Genomic DNA, 17,807 nt, shown 5'->3' with positions numbered 1-17,807 from the left:
TTCCAGTTGAAACCTCACGAGACGGGAACGGCTTGTTGCAACCGCTCGATCCCGACGCGATGGCAGAAATCCCCGAACCGCTCTCCCGGCTGGCGCTCGTCGCGATAGAGCTCGAGCACCGGGCGGAGGGTCGGGACGAGATCGTCAAACGGCACCATTTCGCGGAAGCGCGCGTTGAGCCGCGTGCCCTCGACGTTGGCGCCGAGGAAGATGTCGTACTTGCCGATGACGCGCCCGACAAACCCGATCTCCGCGATGTACGGCCGCGCGCAGCCATTGGCGCAACCGGTCATGCGGACGATGATGGGCTCATCCGCGAGGCCGAGATCCGCCAGAAGCGCCTCGAGCCGTTCGACGACCTTCGGAAACACGCGCTCCGATTCCGCAATGGCGAGCCCGCAGGTCGGCATGGCGGGGCAGGCCATGGAGCGGATCTTGACCGGCGTGTACGCCTCCGGGAGGCGAATGCCTCGGGCGGCGAGTTCCGCCTCGATGGCGTCGGCGTCCTGCGGGGCGAGATCGGCCAGGATCAGGTTCTGCTGCGTCGTCAGGCGCACGGTCGGGCGATACTTGGCGATGACGTCCCGCAGCGCCGACTTGAGCGGAAGGCCGGGTTTATCGGCGATGCGCCCGTTCTCGACGTAGAGCCCGAGGTGCACCTTGTCGCCGTCTTCGATGCGGCCGAGGTGATCGTCGCTCGAGTGCCAGACGAGTTGGCGCGGCGGCGCCAGCTTGCGGCCCAGCCGCCGCTCGGCCTCCTCGCGGAACCAATCCACGCCGCGCGCCTCGACGAGGTACTTCATCCGCGCGAACTTGCGGTTCTCGCGGTTGCCGTGATCGCGCTGAATGGTGATGATGGCCTTGCACACGTCGACGAGATCGCCCGGCGCGACGAAGGCGAACGGTTTGGCGAGGGCGGGATGTGTCTCCTTGTCGCTCGCGGTGCGGCCCATGCCGCCGCCGATGAGCAACGTGTAGCCCGCCACCGAATCGCCTTCCCGGTGTGCCACGATGCCGATATCGTTCGAGTACACGTCCGAGCAGTTGTCGCCTTCGTAGGCGAAGCCGATCTTGAACTTGCGCGGCAGATACGTCTCGCCGTACAGCGTCTCGCGGGCGCGATCGACCTCCGGATCCACCCGCTCGCCGTCCAGCCAGATCTCGTAATACGCGTTGGTCTTGGCGCTCGTCTCATCCACGAGCCGGAGCAGATCCCGGCGCACGGCTTCCTCGAACGGGCCGTGATGCGGGTGCGCGCAGCCGACGGTGTTGCGGACCTGATCGCCGCAGCCGCCGAGCGTCGTGATGAGCGCCTCGTTGATCCGCCGGATGGTCGACTTCAAATTGCGTTTCAGCACGCCGTGCAGCTGAAACGTCTGGCGGGTGGTGATGCGCATGGTGCCGTTGCCGTATTCGTCGGCCAATCCGTCGAACACGAGGTACTGATCGGCGTTCAGGACGCCGCCGGGGATGCGGGCGCGGATCATCATGATGTAATGACGTTCCTTGCCCTGCTTGACGAGCTCCCGGCGCAGGTCGCGATCGTCCTGCTGGTACGAACCGTGGAACTTGAGCACCTGCACGGCCTCTTCGCTGAAGTGGGACGCGTCGTTGTGGATCTCCTCATCCAGCGGGCCGCGCAGAAAGCGGCTGTTCTTCTTGATGATCTCGACCTTCGACAGCTTTTCCTCCGACACGCTCGCACCCCCTCACTGGTCGGCGTGAAGGCCGCATTCGGTCTTGTCGAAGCCGGCCCAGCGGCCGCTCCGCGGATCCTCGCCCGGTTTCACGGGCCGGGTGCAGTGCAGGCAGCCAATCGACGGATAGTTGCGATCGTGCAAGGGATTGTAGGGCACGCCTCGCTCGACGATGTAGTTCCACACGTCCTTCTCGGTCCAGCGGACGAGCGGGTTGACCTTCACGATGTTGAACTTGGCGTCCCACTCGAAGACCTTGGCGTTGCGCCGCGTCGGGGCCTGCTCGCGCCGGATGCCGGTGATCCAGCCGTCGTAGCCCGCGAGAAAGTCCGCGAGCGGCTCGACCTTGCGGATCTTGCAGCACAGGTTGGGATCTCGGCTCCAGAGCGCGTCGCCGTGCTGAGCCGCCTGCTCCTCCAACGTCAACTTCGGAAGGACCTGGTGCAGGTTGGGAATGCCGTATTTTGCGACGGCGCGATCGATCAATTCATACGTCTCGGGAAACAGCACGTTGGTGTCGAGATAGAACACGTCGGCCTCGCGGTCGATGGACATGAGCATGTCGAGAATGACCATGTCCTCAGCGCCAAACGAGCACGCGAAGGTGATCTTCGGCACTCTGCGCAGCGCCTCGCGCAGAATGTCCTCCGGATGCGCTTCTTCGTAAGCCACAGCCAATTCGTCGATCCACGCCGCTTCTTCCAGCGTCACAGCCACGGACGTTCACCCCAAAATCCCATTGGTTTATGCGGTATTGTACGTATCTCCACGTTAATCGTGTTTGGCCGGAAAGTCAATCGGAAAAGAAGGCGATGGCGACTCGACGGCGTGGACGTGCGGCGAAGGTTTCCTACAAACGCTCGAATATGAACTGGAGAAAACAGGGGGATAGTTGTCGCAAACGCCGAATCGGTTGCTGGAGAGCCGCTGCGGCGGGGCGTGTGTCACGCGATCCCGATCATTGTCAGGCCGTGGCGCGTGACCTATTATGGAAGGAGAACGTGCCGTGAGTGTGCAGCTTGCGCTCATCAAGGCCCTGACCCGGCCTTTGTCGGGCGGCGCGCTTGAGGTTTGCGGCGTCCAAGGCGTCGATCTCGACCTCATCCGCGAAGCCACGGGCCTCAGCAGCCGAGAAACGGACATCGCTGCGCAGGGTTGAGACCTGCGTGCAACGATGAGCGAACGTCTCCATCCCGGGGTGAGGGCATGTCAGCAGAGCGCATCCCCATCTGGCTCAAGCCGCGCGGCCTGCGCTGTGTCGTCGTGGGCGGCGGGCGCGTGGGCGCAAGGCGCGCCGAACGCCTCGCGCGGGCCGGCGCGAAGGTCACCCTGGTGAGCCCCAAGCTCAGCCCTTTAGCCGCCGATCTCGTCCGCCGGGGGCTTGTGACGTGGATCGACCGGGCCTATCAGCCGGGCGATCTCGCCGAATGCGCCCTCGCCGTGGCGGCAACCGACGACCCGCAGGTCAACCGCGCCGTCCGCCTCGAGGCTGAAGCTCGCGGCGTTTGGTGCAATCGGGCCGACGACGCCGGGGACAGCGATTTCGACTTCGCGAGCGTGGTGTACGCCGGGGACATAGCCATTGCCATCTCGACGGGCGGCACGCGGCCCGACGTGGCGAAACGCCTGCGCCAGGCGCTGGAGCAGGACCTCGCGACGGGCGGTAACGCGTTCATTCGCCTGCTGCGGCAATGGGCCGAGGCGCCGCCCGCCGGCGAAAGGCCTCCCGAGCCATGATCACCCCCATCGCGGCGTAGGCGGCCAGATTCAGATAGACCATCCACGTGTCCTGCTGGGCGTTCACCGAGCCGAAGCAAACGACCCACAGATTCCAGAATCCCGTCAGGTTCAGGGCGGCGGCCACCATCCGCCAGCGCTTGTGGAGAGCGCCGAGCCACGATGCCACCGCGACGGCGAGCGCCATGTACCGCTCGTGCATCTCGGTCGGCAGCATGAAGAAGGAGAACCCGACGAAGGTCGCGGCGGTCAGCGCCCGGACGACGAGAGCCTGGCGGGATCGCGCGAGATACACGATCCCCGCGAGGCAGGCCGCCGCAAGCAGCGCGAGCCCGACGTCCTTGTAGCTTATGCCGAGGACGGCCGGCGCCGTATCCGAGGTGTACGGCGATGCGTCGAACAAGTAGAACCAAATGTTCATCGCGTTCATGCTGAGGTACGGATATTCGCCGGTGGTCGCAATGTACGCGGAGCGGATCATGGGCCAAAGCCCGCCGCCCGCGAGCGGAAGGGCGCACAGGGCGAGCGGAACGAGGGCGCCGAGGGCAAGCTCGCCGAGCCGGCGCAGGCGATACGGCACAAGCAGCGCGGTGCACAACAGGACCGGCAACACCACGACGGTCTCGAACTTCGCCGCCAGCCCGAGGCCAAAGGCGACGCCTGCGAACAGCGGGCGCTTGCGCACCAGCCACACCGCCATCAGCGAGAGCGTCGCGTCGATCACGTCCACCTGCCCCCACACCGCCGTGTCGAAGATGAGGACCGGGTTCAGCGCGTAGGCCGCCATGGCCAGGCGGCGCTTGTCTTCCCGCAACCCCCGCGACAAAAGCCACAAGAACGGCATGAACAGCGCGTACGTCAGGATGCCGGGCAGTTTGGCCCACAAGCTGCCTGGCCGAAGATCCACGTGCAACGCTTGGGCCAGGCGCGCATAGCCGTCGAGCACGTACAGGTAGAGCGGCGGATAGTCGATCCCGCCCGCCTGGTACGCGCGCGCGAGTCCCCACGTGCGAACCATCTCCGCCCAGCGCAGAAAGATGGCCTGATCCGCCACATAGCCGCGCGTCGACAGGGCGAGCGCGATTTGGAGCCCGAGCGACACCAGGAAGCACACAAGGAAGAAGGCCCATCCGGGCACCTCGATCAAGCGGCGCCGCGCTTCAGTCACGCGGCTTCACCTCCGCCCGCGCGCCGACGACGCGATCGACGATGTAGAGGGGCCTGCCCCGCACCTCGTCCAGGACGTTCCCCACGTACAGCCCGAGAAGGCCGACCGCCAACAGCACCATGCCCGTGCAGGCCGCCATGCCCGCCATCAGGAGGCCGATCACGTCGAGGACCTGCCCGCTCACCGCGGACAGCGCGGCAAAGATCACGAAGGCCAGAACGCCCGCGGCGCTCATGGCCGCGCCCGCGTAGAGCGGCCAGCCGAGCGGACGCGCGGAAAAGGAGGTCACCGCGTCGAGCGCCAGGCGCCACATGCGGCGAAGCGGGTACTTGGACTCCCCCGCGAACCGAGGCTGGCGGACGTACTCGACCTCGGCCTGGCGAAAGCCCATCCAGGCGACGAGGCCGCGCACGAACCGGTGATGTTCCGGCAGCGCCCGCAAAACGTCGCACACCTTGCGGTCCATCAGCCGGAAGTCGCCTGTGTCCACGGGGATCTCGACGTCCGTCAAGCGGTTGAGGGCCCGGTAGAACAAGGCCGCGGTCGCGCGCTTGAACCACGTCTCCCCAAACCGGATGGCCCGCCGGGCGAACACCACGTCGTACCCCGCCCGCCACTTCGCCACGAGCTCGGGAATGAGCTCCGGCGGATCCTGCAGATCGGCGTCGATCACGACCACGGCGTCGCCGCGCGCCGCGTCGATCCCGGCCGTGATCGCCAGCTGATGGCCGAAGTTGCGCGCGAAGTGGATGACGCGGACGCGCGGATCGCCCTCTGCCATCCGGTCGAGCAGGGCCGGCGACTCGTCGGCGCTCCCGTCGTCCACGTAGACGATTTCCCAGGCGAGCGGCAGCTCGTCGAGCACCGCCGCGAGCCGTTCGTGCGTGACGGGAATCACGGACTCCTCGTTGTAAACCGGCACCACCACGGAGAGGAGCGCCGCGGCGCGCTCAGCTTGCCCCTCCGGGGCCTGGGCCTCCTTAGGCGCTATTGGCGCAGAGGCCAAGGCCGCGGGCGCTCCCTGCGAGAGGCCGTCACGACTGGGTCGAACCTGTGTATTCATAGAGCTCCAGACCTCCCATGCCGCCGAAGCCGCCGAATGCCGCGCGCTGGCTCGCCGCGCTGGACGAGGTGCCGCCCCACGCGCTCGAGGGAATCAGCTTACAGTGCTTCTCGATCCAGGACACGATCTGGCTGTTGCCTCGCCCGCCGAAGCCGCCGCCGTCGATGAGGAAGTATTTCACTTTGCCCTCCTCGCAGAGCTTCTGCAGCTTGGCGACGGTCATGGCGCCGTCCGAGCCCGAGAAGCCGCCCATCGCCATCACGGGCAAGCCCGTCGCGATGATGATGGGTTCGGCGGGCTGCGCGTTGAGGGTCGCCACGAGGAACGAGCCCTGCGACGGCCGATAGTGCGCCACGAGGTAGCGAATCAGCTTCTCGTACTGGGCGATGTTGTCGTTCTCGCCCGTCCTTCCCGCGGCGCCCATGCCGGCGCTCGACGATCCGGCCGGCCCCGCGGCGGGCATCGTGCCGTTCACGCCATACAGCGCGGGCGTGATCGACCAGTAGCCGGGCACCGCGAGCAGGGACAACAGCCCGAGCACGGCGCCCGCGCGCCGCCAGCGGCCGGACAGCCGCGGAACGAAGAGGAGGACCGCCGACAAGACCGCGAGGCCGGCGGTCAACGCAATCAGCGCGGCGCGGACCGTCGGATAGCTGCGCACCATGAGGCATTCGTAGACGAGATCGAGCAGCGTCACGCCGACGAGATACCACTTGAAGCGGCCGCCGTCGCGGAAATCGCGCCACATGGTCGTGAGCCCGGCCCCGACCAATGCCGCGATGGCCGGCGCAAGCGTGATGAGGTAGTACTGGTGGAAGAACCCGGCCACACTGAAGAACGCGCCGACTGGGATGAGCCACGCGGTCCAAAAGACGGCCGCCCGCTCTCGGTCCGTGAGGTCGCGGCGACGCTTCCAGCGCACGTTGCGGAAGAGCGGCACGAGCGACAGGCACGCGATGGGCAAAAGCCAGCCGATCTGCGGCCCGAGTTGCGCTTGGAAGAGGCGCAGCACGCCGCGCGTGCCCGTGTCAAACATGCCTCCGCCGCCGAAGCCGCCGCGGTTGAACCCCCCGCCGCCCAATCGGTCGCCGAAACCGCCCATGCCAAACGACTGGTGGAACTCGCCGCGGCCAAGCGGGGACGACGGCGGCCCGCCTTGCCCCGCGCCCGGGAACCCGCCGGTCGAACCGCGGCCAAAGCCTCCTGCTCCGGCGCCGGAACCAAAGCCACCAGGGCCTCCGTTCAACCCCGTGCCGCCGGAAGCGCCCGCGCCAGGGCCTCCGCCCGACCCCGTGCCGCCGGAAGCGCCCGCGCCAGGGCCTCCGCCCGACCCCGTGCCGCCGGAAGCGCCCGCGCCAGGAAATCCAGAGGTCCCTCCGCCAACGGGGCGCGTGAACTCGCCCATCCCCGGAAATTGGCCGAATTCCATCCGGAAGTTGTGACCACCTACTGCCATGTTGCCCGTGAGCCGGTTCACGCCGTTATATCCGAAAATCAGCGTGAACTCGTTGTTGTCGGTCGTGCTGCCGACGTAAGGGCGATCGCTCGCGGGCGTGAGCTGAACCGCGGTCACCCAGCTGAAGGAGATGGCTCCGAGAATCACCGTCATGACGCCGAGGTAGGCAAGCTTCTTCCGCCAGGGAAGCTTGGCCCCGACAAAATAGCCCACGTAGATGGCGGGGAGGATGAGGTACGCCTCCATCATCTTCGTGTTGAACGCGAGCCCTTCCATCACCGCGACGCCGATGAGATGGCGCAGCTTGTTCGTCTCGATGCCGCGGAACAAAAACCAGGTCGCGAGCAGCATGAGAAAGACGAGCAGGCCGTCCACCTGATTGGTCCGGCTGACGGCGACTGCGATTGGGGTCAGCGCCATCGCGGCCGCGGCAATGAGTCCCGCGACGCTTCCGAAATGCCGTTTGACCAGGGTGAACATCAGCAGGACCGAACCGACGTCGGCCAAGGCCTGAGGCAGGATCAGCGCCCAGCCGTGAAAGCCGAAGACGTACGCAAAGGCCGCCTGAATCCAAAAGTCGAGAGGCGGCTTGTCGATGGTGATGAACCCGCCCGGATCGAAGGAGGCGAAGAAGAAGTTGTGCCAGCTCTCCAACATGCTGCGAACGGCCGCAGCGTAGTACTCGTTGGCGTAGCCCTCTTTGCTGAGCGCGTACAGATTGAGAAACAGGGCGGCCGCCGCGATGAGCGCCAACACGCCCCTGTCCCAGGTCCATCGGCGCTTGGTCTCCAATTGCACTCCACTCCCCACGCATGCGTTCTGTCATTGCGTGGACATGATGCGCCCGGAAGCTGAAGCGCGTTTGAGCGCAAGCTGAAAGGTTCCTGAGGAAGCCTGGCGTGATGGCCGTTCAACGGTCTTTAAGGAGGCATTCAGGCTCGCTTCAGCCTCAGGCGGCAAGATGGCGGTATCGCAATCACGCACACGGATGAGAGGATGAGAGCCAATGCAAATTGACTGCGCCGTCATTCCCGCGGCTGGGCTCGGCACGAGGCTCCGCCCAGCGACGCTTTGGATCCCGAAGGAGATGTTCCCCATTCTCGACACGCCGGCCATCGCGTTCGCCCTGGAAGAGGCGTTGGCCGCCCGGGTCAGGCGCGTGATCGTCGTGATCCACCCGAGGAAGTCGATGCTGGTGGACTTCGTTCGCGCTTGGGCGAATCAACGAAGGACGGAGCCTGAATGGGCGCCGGAGATTGAATTTGTGGTGCAGGAGCAAGCGCTCGGCCTTGGACACGCGGTGCTGTGCGCGAAGGGGGCGGTGGGCGCGGAGCCGTTTTACGTCCTCTTGCCGGACGAGCTGTTCATCGGGAAGACGCCTGCGCTCTGCGAGCTTTCGGAGGGCGCGCCGAGCGCCTGGGCGGCACTCGTGGGGACACAGAAGGTGCCGCCCGCAGAGGTCCACCAATACGGCGTCGTTCGCCTGGGAGCAGCGGATGACGTCGTCGCCGTCGTGGAAAAGCCGAAGGCCGACGAGGCGCCGTCCAACATCGCCATGGTCGGCCGCTACGCGTTTCAACCTCTCCTCTTTGACGCCCTGGCCGAGACGCCGCCGGACGCAAACGGCGAAATTCAACTCACCGATGCCATCCGGCGGCTGCTGCCAGCGGGTGTGTACGCCCGCCACCTCGCCGCGGAGCGGTTCGATATCGGCAACGCGTCTGGATGGGCGCGCGCGGCCGAGGCAGTCGCGCGGATTCGACAGGCCGAGATGGCGGGATGGATTGCCGCGCGCTGACGAAGAGCGAAGCATGCCCCGCGCCTCATCCTTCGGTCCGAGGGCGAAGCGTCCTGCGCACCACGGCGGGCCTGCGCCGCGTCGCGTGTTCGACGGCCGGCAAGGCCGGTTCTTCGGGCGCTGGTACCGAGGCATTCGCCCGCTTCACGTTGCGCAAGAAGAACGACAAGACGAGGGCCACCAGCGCGATCCCGGCCGCCACCAGAAAGCTGTCGTCGATGCCCTCCACCGTGGAGAGGAGCTGCGCCTGGCCGTAAAGGAGGTAGGTGACCACGGCGCTGGCTTGCTGCGCGGTCATCGGCGCCATCGCCGCGAGCGCCTGTGCGAACTGGGAAAGCGTGATGTGAAGAAACGAATCGTTCATCTGGACCGAATTCACCAGTTGCTGATAGTGCATGTTCGACCGATCCGTCATGATGGTGATGAGCAGGGATGTGCCAAGCGAAGCCGCGATGGTCCGCACCGTGTTCGCCGCCGCCGTGCCGTGGCTGTTGTACTGGCGCGGAAGATGATTCAGCCCTGCCGTCATGATGGTCATCATGATGAAACTTAAGCCAAACATGCGAATCGTGTAGATCCACATGATGTCGGAGAGCGGCGTCTCCAGGTTGAGGCGGCCGAGTTCCCACGTCGTGATCACCGTGATGACAAGCCCCACCAGGGCGAGCGGGCGAATCCCAATCCTGTCGAGCAAGGCGCCGGAGATGGGGGACATCACGCCCATCAAGATGGCGCCGGGCAAAAGAATGAGCCCCGAGTCGAGCGCCGAATACCCACGCACGTTCTGCACGTAGAGAGGCGTGAGCAGCGATCCGCCAAACATCGCCATGTTGGCCACGCAGCTCACCACGGCCGCGATGGTAAAACCGCCATAACGGAACACGCGCAGGTTGAGAAGCGGATGCGACGACGTGAGTTCCCGCACCACAAACAGGATGAGGAACACCACGCCCACCGCGATGCTCACCACCACCTCCGCCGCGCCCCACCCCTTGTTGCCCGCCTCGCTGAAGCCGTACAAGAGCGATCCCAAGCCGATGGTCGACGCCACGAAGCTCACCAGTTCGAACTTCGGAAACGTCCGCTCGGTGACGTTCTTCAGGAAGATGGATGCGACGACGAGATCGATCACGGCCACCGGCAAGACAATATAAAACAGCACCCGCCACGAGTAATTTTGCACAATCCAGCCCGACAGCGTCGGCCCCACGGCAGGCGCGAAAAACATCGCGATGCCGATGGTCCCCATGGCCCGTCCGCGCGTCTCCGGCGGGTACAGATTCAAAATCACGGTCATCATGAGCGGCATCATGATGCCCGCTCCCGCCGCCTGCACAATGCGCCCGATGAGCATCACGGGAAAGTCGGGCGCCAGCGCGCACAAAACCGTGCCCACGCCGAATGTCAACATGGCCCCGAGAAACAGCTGGCGCGTCGTGAAGGTGCCAATGAGAAAGGCCGTCAGCGGAATGACGATGCCATTCGTCAACATGTACCCGGTGGAGAGCCACTGAACAGTGCTCGCCGACACGTTGAAGTCTGCCATCAGCTTGGGCACGGCCACGTTCAAGAGGGTCTGGTTGAGAATGGCCGCAAACGCCCCCAGGATGAGCGAAAACAGAATGGGTCCCTTGTGCACCACCGGTTCCCCCGTCGGCCCGCCGGGCCCTGGCTCAGGCGGGCGACCGGCGGTGGTCAGTTCGCCGTTCATGCGCCCACCCCCTCACTTATGAATGCGGACCGTCGCACTCATGCCCGGCATCAGCTGTCCCGTATAGGTCTGAAGCCGTATGCGCACGGGGATGACCTGAGTCACCTTGGTGAAGTTGGCGTTGTTGTTCGTTTGCGGAAGCAGCGAGAACGTGGCCGCGGTCGCCAACCCTACCTGCTGCACCACGCCTTGAAACGATGTGCCGGGAAACGCGTCGACGTACACGTCGACGTTCTGGCCCACGTGGACGTCGTTGATGTCCGTCTCTTTGATGTTCGCCGTCACCCAGAGGTCGTTCAGGTTATACGCGTAGGCAAGAGGCGTGCCCGCCGCGACGAACTGGTGGTTCACAACCTGATTCTGGACGATGGTCGACGTCTCCGGAGCCGTTACGCTCACCGCTGCGGCCTTCGCGCCGGGAACGCTGATGGTGCCAATGACGTCCCCCGCCGAGAACTGCGCGCCCTCCGTCCCGTTCCACGAGGTGATCTCGCCGGAGGCCGGCGCCGCAATGACGATTTGCCTCCCCGTCACCTGAGCGTCGTCCGTCTTCAGGTAGAGGGTGGATTGGTGATAGAAGTAGTACGCCACGAACCCAGCTGCCAAGATGACCACGAGGATGATCACCTGAATGAGCAGAAGCCGTCTTGCATTCATCGGGACACCTCCACCAAACCTTCGTCAGGTGAAGTGTCCCACGCATGAACGGATTCATGCTCGCTCGTGCATTCCATCTCTATCCAATGAGCTCAATGGCTCTGCTCCGGCAGCTGATACGCCGGCGACGACTTCCAGTTCGCCGGAATGGAGGTGTCCGTCCAGCCGCTCTTCGGCATGAACGGCGCGTGATGCTCGTTGAAATACGCGTCCAGCATCTGTCGCGCGATCACGGCCGAAAACTGTGCGCCATATCCGCCGCCGGGCGCCATCACGGCCACCGCCACCTGGGGGTCGTTGGCAGGCGCGTAACAAATGAAGACCGAGTTATCCGTCGGCTTGCCGCCGAGCATGATCTGCGCGGTCCCCGTCTTGCCCGCCACTTGATACGGCGCGCCGGCGAATGCCCCGTACGCCGTGCCGTTGGGACTGGACGTCACACCGATCATGCCGCGCTGCACGAGATCCCACTGCCACTGTTGAGCCGTCACGCGCCCGCTCACTTTCGGCGCGACGGTCGAAATGGGCTTGGCCCCGTTCTGCGGCGTGCCGTTCGGCCCATAGACCGCCTGCAGCACATGCGGGGTCAGACGGACGCCTCGATTGGCGAGCGTGAGCGCATATTCGGCGAGCTGCAGCGGCGTGAACATCTGCGATTGCCCGATGGCGGCATCCGCCAGGCTCGCGGGCGATCCGTAATTCACGTATTCCCCGGTCTTTGCAATGGCTTGCTCGCTGGCCTTCAGATCATAGGGTACCTGTCGGTTGCCCTGCCGCGAGTCGAGGATGTAAAACGCGCCGTCGCTCTCATACGGGAGGTCGATCCCGGTCTTGTAGCCGAGCCCGAAGTCGGCTTCGCCCTGAAAGAGCGCGTTCATCCCCTTCGCCAGATCCGTGTTGAGATAGTGCTGGTACGAGCCGTCCTGCGCGGGCCAGGAGCCCCCCTGCGCCGCGCTCGACCCGAACCACTTGCCGAGCCACAGACCCACCTCGTAGAAGAACACGTCGCTCGAGACGGTCAACGCCTCCACGGGATCGACCGCCCCGAAGGCAAATCCCTCGTCCTCGTTCTTGCGCGACTTGCCGATGTAAATGTATCCGTCATCCTGGATGGTGGTCTGCGGATTCACAAGCCCAGCCTTCATCGCCGTGAGCAGATTGGCGGGTTTGACGGTCGACCCAGGGTAGTTCACCATCGCGATGGCGTTGTTCACCTGCGCGCCGGACGTCGACACATACTGTGCGTGCTGGCTCAGCGTGCCGAGCGTAAACCAGTTCGGATCCAGGTAGGGATAGCTCACCATCGCGATCACGCCGCCCGTCTTGACGTCGAGCATCACCGCCGCCGCGTTTTCCACGGCGTTTTTGTCGCTCGCCTTTTGGATCATGCTTTGCATGATCATCTGCGCGCAGGCCTGCTCATGCCCGTCCAGGGTCAGTTGCAGATTGTTCCCGTTCTTCGGCGCGATCTCGCCGGCCTCCGCGATGGCATTGCCGGCGCTGTTGATGGTCACGAGCTCATAACCCGGCTTGCCCTGCAGGAGCGACTCGTACTGCTCCTCGATGCCGGTTTCGCCCACTTTTTGACTGTACAGATACCCCTTGTACCGGTCGACGTTCTCCGCGGTGATGGCACCGACGTACCCCAGAACTTGGCCGGCGAGATCGCCGTACGGATACTCGCGGATGTAGTCCTGAATGACCTGGACGCCCGGCAAATCGGATTGGTGTTCCACGACGTACGCGACTTGAGCGAGCGAGACGTCCTTCGCAAGCGTGACCTGAATCGAGCTCAAATCCGACTTCATCAGCTCGTAGAGGGCCTGCGGCGTTTGGTGCAACACCGGAGCGAGCTCGGAGGCGAGATGACGGTAGGTCGCGTCCGAGGTGGTGGAATACCGGTTCATGACGATGGACAACGACGGCTTGTCCCAGGCCAGCACCTGTCCGTTGGCGTCGTAAATCCAGCCGCGCTGCGGAAGGACCGGGATGCGCGCTTTGGGAATGACCTGCTCGGCCTCTCGGTACTGTTTCCCATTTGAGATCTGCACATAGGCAGCGCGCAACAGCAGGCCGGTGAACGACAGAAAGATCATGGCGTAGACCACGTGCAGGCGAAACTGGCGCTTGCGCCAGCGGCGCTCTTCTTCCGTGAGTTCTTGGCGTTTCCAAAATGGCATAGGATAACCTCGTCCTTCGGTACACATGGCGCTTGACCGGCGTAAGGGTACGGCGAGATCGGCGTAGAATGAGGTTGGCAGGCAGGATTTGTTGGACTGCGTCCCACGCCTAGATTACCATAAAGTTGCGGGACCCCGCAGGGCGAAAGGGGGATGAGCCGATGTTCTCCGACTTTGCGTGGTCCTTTTTGGCACACGCCCTGCCGCGGACGGCGTGGCTGCCTGTGCTGTGCGCGGTGGTGTGGACCGCGATTTTCCTCCGCACGATTCCGGACCTCGTGCGCACGCCGCGACTTCGGCCGCGGGAAGCTGCGCGGGCCAGCCCGCCAACGTACGGCCGCGTGAGCGTCGTCGTGGCAGCCCGCGACGAACGGGAACACATCGCGGCGACGCTGTCGTCGCTGGTCCGCCAGACGTATCCCGACCTGGAGATCGTGGCGGTCGACGACCGGTCGACCGACGGAACGGGCGACGTGATCGATCAGATGGCGGCGCGCGATGCGCGGATTGTACCGGTGCACATCCGGGACCTGCCGCGCGGATGGCTGGGCAAGAATCACGCCCTGTACACGGGTGCCATGCGGGCCACAGGCGATTGGCTCCTGTTCGCCGATGCGGATGTGCTGTTTTATCCGGACGCGGTGGAACGGGCGATGGCCTACGTTCACGCACACAGGTTGCACCACCTAACCGTCGCGCCCAGGTTGGTGGCAACGGGGTACGCGTTGAAACTGCTGACCGCCATGTACATCTTTAACTACGTGCTCTTCAAGCGGCCTCAGAGCGCGTACCGACGTCGAACGCGGGCGCATGCCGGCATTGGCGCTTTCAACCTGGTCAGCCGCGAGGCGTACGAGCGCATCGGTACGCATCGGGCCATCAGCCTGCGACCGGACGACGACCTGCACTTGGGCAAGCTCATTAAGCAGCACGGTTTCCGGCAGCGGTTTGTTGTCGCGCAAGACATGATCGAGATCGAATGGTATCCAAATTTCCGAGCGATGGTCGTCGGGATGGAAAAAGCGCCGCTACCGGCGTTCCACTATTCCGCGGTGCTCCTGACGGCCGCGATGATGCTCATGATGGCGCTGTACACAACGCCCTTCGTCGGCGCCGTCATCGGACCGGGTTGGTATCGGCTGCTGTATCTGTATTGTCTCGTCCTCATGGGAATCTTATATGAACTTCATGCAGTCTTTCTGAGGTTGCCCAAGCACCAGTTTCTGATCCTGCCGGTCGGCATGCTGCTGTACAGCTACGCGTTCGTTCGATCGGCCGTGCTCGCGGTCCGCCGGGGCGGCCTCGTATGGCGCGACACGTTTTACACGCTGCGCGAACTGCGCCGCGGCCTGTGACAGAGCCCGAGACCCTTGGGCATGGATGCACAGAATCAACCATTTTGAGGAAACCAAATGAAAGTGGCGAGATCTCCTCCAGAGGGGATCTCGCCACGGAAATAAGAGGGTCAAGTCCGAGATTGTGTGTAAATTGCCCTCTTCGGCGAATGGAGCGGTGAGCGCTTAGGCCGTTAGAGCACAAGCCTGAGCTGATTCTTTCCAGGTCTGTTGCGCCTTCTTCCATGCCTCATACTCGTCCATGTTGAGATATTTCCGCCCTGTCGTCCATTCTTCGTCGATTTCCATCAGTAACGCCCCCAGCAGACGGATCGCCGATTCTCGGTTGGGGAAGATGCGAATGACGCGTTCACGGCGCCGAATCTCTTCGTTGAGCCGTTCGACGCCATTGGTCGTGCGTAAGCGCCGCCGATATCGCTCAGGTAAGACCAAAACAGCGGTGACATCATCAAACCCATCCTCCAACACCTGCACCGCCTTCGGTGCCTTCTCTGCGTAAGCCTCGACAAACGCATCTTTGAGCAACCGTGCAGTCTCCAGGTCAGGTGCATCTAGGACCGCGCGGACCCGTTGGTAGACCTCCTCCTGCAACGCCTTGGGTGTGGCGTCCAAGAGATTGCGCATGAAGTGGGTCTGGCACCGTTGCCACGTACAGCCCTGAAATTCGGTCTGAAGTGCCTTGACGAGTCCGCTGTGGCTGTCGGACACGACGATGTCGACGCCGCTCAAACCGCGTTGCTTCAGCCAAGCGAAAAACTCCCGCCAACTCGATTCCGATTCGCTGTTGCCTAGCATCAAGCCGAGAATCTCTCGATACCCCTCGTCATTCACCCCCACGGCGATCAAGGCCGCTCGTGAACGAATACGTCCGTCTTCCCGAATCCGGAGGACCAGGGCATCGACGAGCAGAAACGGATAGCGGTGATCGGCGAGGCTTCGGTGGTTCCACGCCTGGACGATCGGGTCAAGGCGTTTGCACAGATCCGAAACCGTCGATTTCGAGAAGGACGTGCCACACAACTGCTCCGTGACCTTCGCCACATCTCGGGTAGACACGCCGTTCACCACCATCTCCATCAAGGCGAGGAGGAAGGCTTGCTCGCTACGCTGGTATCGAGCGAAAAGCTCCGTTGAAAACTCGCCATTCCGAACCCTTGGAACGCGCAACACAAGTCGCCCCACCCGTGTGGTGAGCGTGCGCGTGACGGTCCCATTGCGGTAACCTCTTCGCGCCTCTGTCCGCTCGTAGGGTGCAGCCTTCAACTGCTCTTGGACCTGCGCTTGGAGAATTTGATTGACGACGCTTTCGACGAGCTTGGCGACGCCTCCGTCTCGTTGAAAGAGCCCTTCCAAAATCGCGTCGTCCACGGTAATCTGGTATTGAGCCATTGGGGAACCCTCCTTCAGATGTGTGATTTTGTCCAACTCACATTCTACCGAAGAGGGCCCGAATGGCTCTTTATGTTTTCGGCAGGAACTCTTTTTACACATGATATCGGACACAACTACATGGGACGGAACAGATGAGGCGACCTTGACGATTGTTGCCATGGTCCGAAACGCTCCCTGAAGAGATACGAGTCAAAAAAGTGATGCCACATCAGCGGAGGCCCTGCCGGAAATGGCGGAGCCTCTCGCAACCGTGTAGCCCGGCGTTCTTGTCATGTGGTGCTGACGATTCATGCGGCACCAAGGGGGCTGAGCGTTAGGTGTGTTTGGTTTTGCGGTTACATACAAACATGTTGGGCTTCTCCCTCATTAGGAATGATGTGGTCTATACCATTTCCTTTCTCTCAAAAGTTGGAGGTGAAGTCCATCTTTGTACTCGAAAATCCCTTGCCCCACATGGACTCACGATTCTGCAAAAAGCTCGCCTATGATTATCGCTGCGAACCGCTGGTCAATTCTCGTTGTCGTAAGTGCTTAAACCGGACTGCCATCATGCGAATTGTAACGACCACTATAATGAGCAAAATCAGGGGTAATGGACGCTTGTAACTTATTCCATCTATCCAAACTGCAAGGCCAACTAGAATAGTCAGCACTGCATGCACTTCTTCCTGAAGAGCGATGGGTTTTCTCCCCGCCAACAAGTCTCGAATCATACCGCCTCCAACACCTGAGAACAATGCGGCAATGATGATCACGAAGATATTGTCACTAACTTGTTTTGCGTATAACGCACCTTGCAACGCAAACGACGCAAGTCCAATTGAGTCGAAAAAGAGCCCCCACCTCTTCCAATGATGTATCCATTTTGTAGACAGCAAATAGAGTATGGTTAATGTACCTAGTACCAGTAACAGCGTCTCACGATCCCAAAGTTTTATGACAGGGATGCCGATAATGATGTTGCGGATCACACCCCCTCCGAAGGCCGTTGTTAAGCCCAATACGTATACTCCGATCATCTTATATCGTGCCTGCAACGCCACGAACGCTCCGCTTGCAGCGTAGGCGATGGTTCCGATGCCGTGGATAATGAGCCAACCAAACGTATCCATCCTTATCCTCCTACCGTGAAAATGGCAAAAAAGGAACCCGGACCTTCCCTTCGTCAATCATGGAATATCGTGGATATTCTTTCAGGAGGCTTCCTCTGCGACGATGACCGTCACCCCAAGTTCCTTCAAGCGATGCACGTGGCGTCGAATCAAGGCGTCTCGATTCCGCTTGTCGTAGTAATCAGGTCCCAGGTCTCGATATTCCGTCTTGTCTTTGAGCAAGTGATACACGATGACCAGCAGCGTGTGTGCCAATGCGACCGCTGCACGTTTTGTTCCCCGGCGCGCGGCGATCCGGTGATAGCGGGCGGAAAGACGGCTTTTTTTGCTTCGAGCCGCAGCTCGCGCACATTCAATCATCGTTTCCCTCAGCCAACCATCACCCTTGCGTGTTTTTCCACTGTATCGTTTCCCCGCACTTTCGTTGTTCCCGGGACATAGCCCTGCCCAGGAGACTAAGTGTGCTGCAGTCGGAAATCGT

The 17,807-nt window shown here is 62.8% G+C and carries 15 protein-coding genes; 4 read left to right on the top strand and 11 right to left on the bottom strand.

The window, feature by feature from the left end:
- Window positions 1-14: 14 nt before the first annotated feature.
- A complete protein-coding gene (locus J3481_RS12750) occupies window positions 15-1,697 on the bottom strand; it encodes an NADPH-dependent assimilatory sulfite reductase hemoprotein subunit (protein ID WP_206832462.1) in 1,683 nt (560 codons plus the stop codon).
- 12 nt (window positions 1,698-1,709) lie between these two features.
- On the bottom strand, window positions 1,710-2,414 hold the full coding sequence (locus J3481_RS12745; RefSeq protein WP_206832461.1) for a phosphoadenylyl-sulfate reductase: 705 nt from the start codon (window positions 2,412-2,414) through the stop codon (window positions 1,710-1,712).
- A gap of 289 nt (window positions 2,415-2,703) precedes the next feature.
- On the opposite strand from J3481_RS12745, the gene J3481_RS12740 reads away from it, so the two are divergent.
- Window positions 2,704-2,856, top strand: a complete 153-nt coding sequence (locus J3481_RS12740; protein ID WP_206832460.1) for a hypothetical protein — start codon at window positions 2,704-2,706, stop codon at window positions 2,854-2,856.
- A 47-nt stretch (window positions 2,857-2,903) separates the two neighbouring features.
- Window positions 2,904-3,434, top strand: coding sequence for a precorrin-2 dehydrogenase/sirohydrochlorin ferrochelatase family protein (locus J3481_RS12735; protein ID WP_206832459.1), 531 nt, complete (start codon window positions 2,904-2,906; stop codon window positions 3,432-3,434).
- On the opposite strand, the gene J3481_RS12730 is transcribed toward J3481_RS12735, so the two are convergent.
- From J3481_RS12730 to J3481_RS12720, 3 genes are read right to left on the bottom strand one after another with little or no spacing between them, the layout of a single operon-like run.
- On the bottom strand, window positions 3,370-4,602 hold the full coding sequence (locus J3481_RS12730; protein ID WP_206832458.1) for a glycosyltransferase 87 family protein: 1,233 nt from the start codon (window positions 4,600-4,602) through the stop codon (window positions 3,370-3,372). The two genes, J3481_RS12735 and J3481_RS12730, sit on opposite strands and share 65 nt — an antisense overlap.
- Window positions 4,595-5,593, bottom strand: a complete 999-nt coding sequence (locus J3481_RS12725; protein ID WP_328702169.1) for a glycosyltransferase family 2 protein — start codon at window positions 5,591-5,593, stop codon at window positions 4,595-4,597. Before J3481_RS12725 ends, J3481_RS12730 begins: the two co-directional genes overlap by 8 nt.
- A 43-nt stretch (window positions 5,594-5,636) precedes the next feature.
- Entirely contained in the window at window positions 5,637-7,919 is a 2,283-nt protein-coding gene (locus J3481_RS12720) for a glycosyltransferase family 39 protein (protein ID WP_328702168.1), read from the bottom strand.
- Window positions 7,920-8,127: 208 nt separating this feature from the next.
- Here J3481_RS12720 and J3481_RS12715 point away from each other — a divergent pair, with 208 nt between their 5' ends.
- Window positions 8,128-8,919, top strand: a complete 792-nt coding sequence (locus J3481_RS12715) for a sugar phosphate nucleotidyltransferase (RefSeq protein ID WP_206832455.1) — start codon at window positions 8,128-8,130, stop codon at window positions 8,917-8,919.
- Window positions 8,920-8,944: 25 nt separating this feature from the next.
- On the opposite strand, the gene J3481_RS12710 is transcribed toward J3481_RS12715, so the two are convergent.
- The 3 genes from J3481_RS12710 to J3481_RS12700 form a co-directional block, all read right to left on the bottom strand.
- Window positions 8,945-10,630 carry a DHA2 family efflux MFS transporter permease subunit gene (locus J3481_RS12710; protein WP_206832454.1) on the bottom strand — a complete coding sequence of 562 codons (1,686 nt, stop codon included), beginning with the start codon at window positions 10,628-10,630 and terminating at the stop codon, window positions 8,945-8,947.
- Window positions 10,631-10,642: 12 nt separating this feature from the next.
- Complete coding sequence (locus J3481_RS12705) at window positions 10,643-11,287, bottom strand: HlyD family secretion protein (protein WP_206832453.1); 645 nt, start codon at window positions 11,285-11,287, stop codon at window positions 10,643-10,645.
- A gap of 92 nt (window positions 11,288-11,379) precedes the next feature.
- Window positions 11,380-13,467 (bottom strand): peptidoglycan D,D-transpeptidase FtsI family protein, encoded by a 2,088-nt coding sequence (locus J3481_RS12700; protein ID WP_206832452.1) that lies wholly within the window; start codon window positions 13,465-13,467, stop codon window positions 11,380-11,382.
- Window positions 13,468-13,628: 161 nt separating this feature from the next.
- Between J3481_RS12700 and J3481_RS12695 the strand changes: the two genes are divergently transcribed.
- Window positions 13,629-14,822, top strand: a complete 1,194-nt coding sequence (locus J3481_RS12695; protein ID WP_206832451.1) for a glycosyltransferase family 2 protein — start codon at window positions 13,629-13,631, stop codon at window positions 14,820-14,822.
- A 165-nt stretch (window positions 14,823-14,987) separates the two neighbouring features.
- Here the strand turns inward: J3481_RS12695 and J3481_RS12690 are convergent, their stop codons facing one another.
- The 3 genes from J3481_RS12690 to J3481_RS12680 all read right to left on the bottom strand — a co-directional run.
- Window positions 14,988-16,211, bottom strand: coding sequence for an IS256 family transposase (locus J3481_RS12690; protein ID WP_206832450.1), 1,224 nt, complete (start codon window positions 16,209-16,211; stop codon window positions 14,988-14,990).
- Between the two features lie 491 nt (window positions 16,212-16,702).
- Window positions 16,703-17,326: a trimeric intracellular cation channel family protein gene (locus J3481_RS12685; RefSeq protein ID WP_206832449.1), complete on the bottom strand. Its 624-nt coding sequence runs from the start codon at window positions 17,324-17,326 to the stop codon at window positions 16,703-16,705.
- 81 nt (window positions 17,327-17,407) lie between these two features.
- Window positions 17,408-17,807: transposase (locus J3481_RS12680; RefSeq protein WP_206830129.1), on the bottom strand; the 400-nt coding region annotated here is incomplete at its 5' end.

Source organism: Alicyclobacillus fructus (assembly GCF_017329605.1).
GTDB lineage: Bacteria > Bacillota > Bacilli > Alicyclobacillales > Alicyclobacillaceae > Alicyclobacillus > Alicyclobacillus fructus.
Note: the sequence above shows the minus strand (reverse complement) of the source record. Positions and strands in the feature narration are given on the sequence as shown.

Excerpts from the sequence above, each read along its gene's own strand:
- J3481_RS12700 (WP_206832452.1), bottom strand. The coding sequence starts at position 13,467 with ATGCCATTTTGGAAACGCCAAGAACTCACGGAAGAAGAGCGCCGCTGG.
- J3481_RS12715 (WP_206832455.1), top strand. The coding sequence starts at position 8,128 with ATGCAAATTGACTGCGCCGTCATTCCCGCGGCTGGGCTCGGCACGAGG.
- J3481_RS12705 (WP_206832453.1), bottom strand. The coding sequence starts at position 11,287 with ATGAATGCAAGACGGCTTCTGCTCATTCAGGTGATCATCCTCGTGGTC.
- J3481_RS12690 (WP_206832450.1), bottom strand. The coding sequence starts at position 16,211 with ATGGCTCAATACCAGATTACCGTGGACGACGCGATTTTGGAAGGGCTC.
- J3481_RS12735 (WP_206832459.1), top strand. The coding sequence starts at position 2,904 with ATGTCAGCAGAGCGCATCCCCATCTGGCTCAAGCCGCGCGGCCTGCGC.
- J3481_RS12685 (WP_206832449.1), bottom strand. The coding sequence starts at position 17,326 with ATGGATACGTTTGGTTGGCTCATTATCCACGGCATCGGAACCATCGCC.
- J3481_RS12695 (WP_206832451.1), top strand. The coding sequence starts at position 13,629 with ATGTTCTCCGACTTTGCGTGGTCCTTTTTGGCACACGCCCTGCCGCGG.
- J3481_RS12710 (WP_206832454.1), bottom strand. The coding sequence starts at position 10,630 with ATGAACGGCGAACTGACCACCGCCGGTCGCCCGCCTGAGCCAGGGCCC.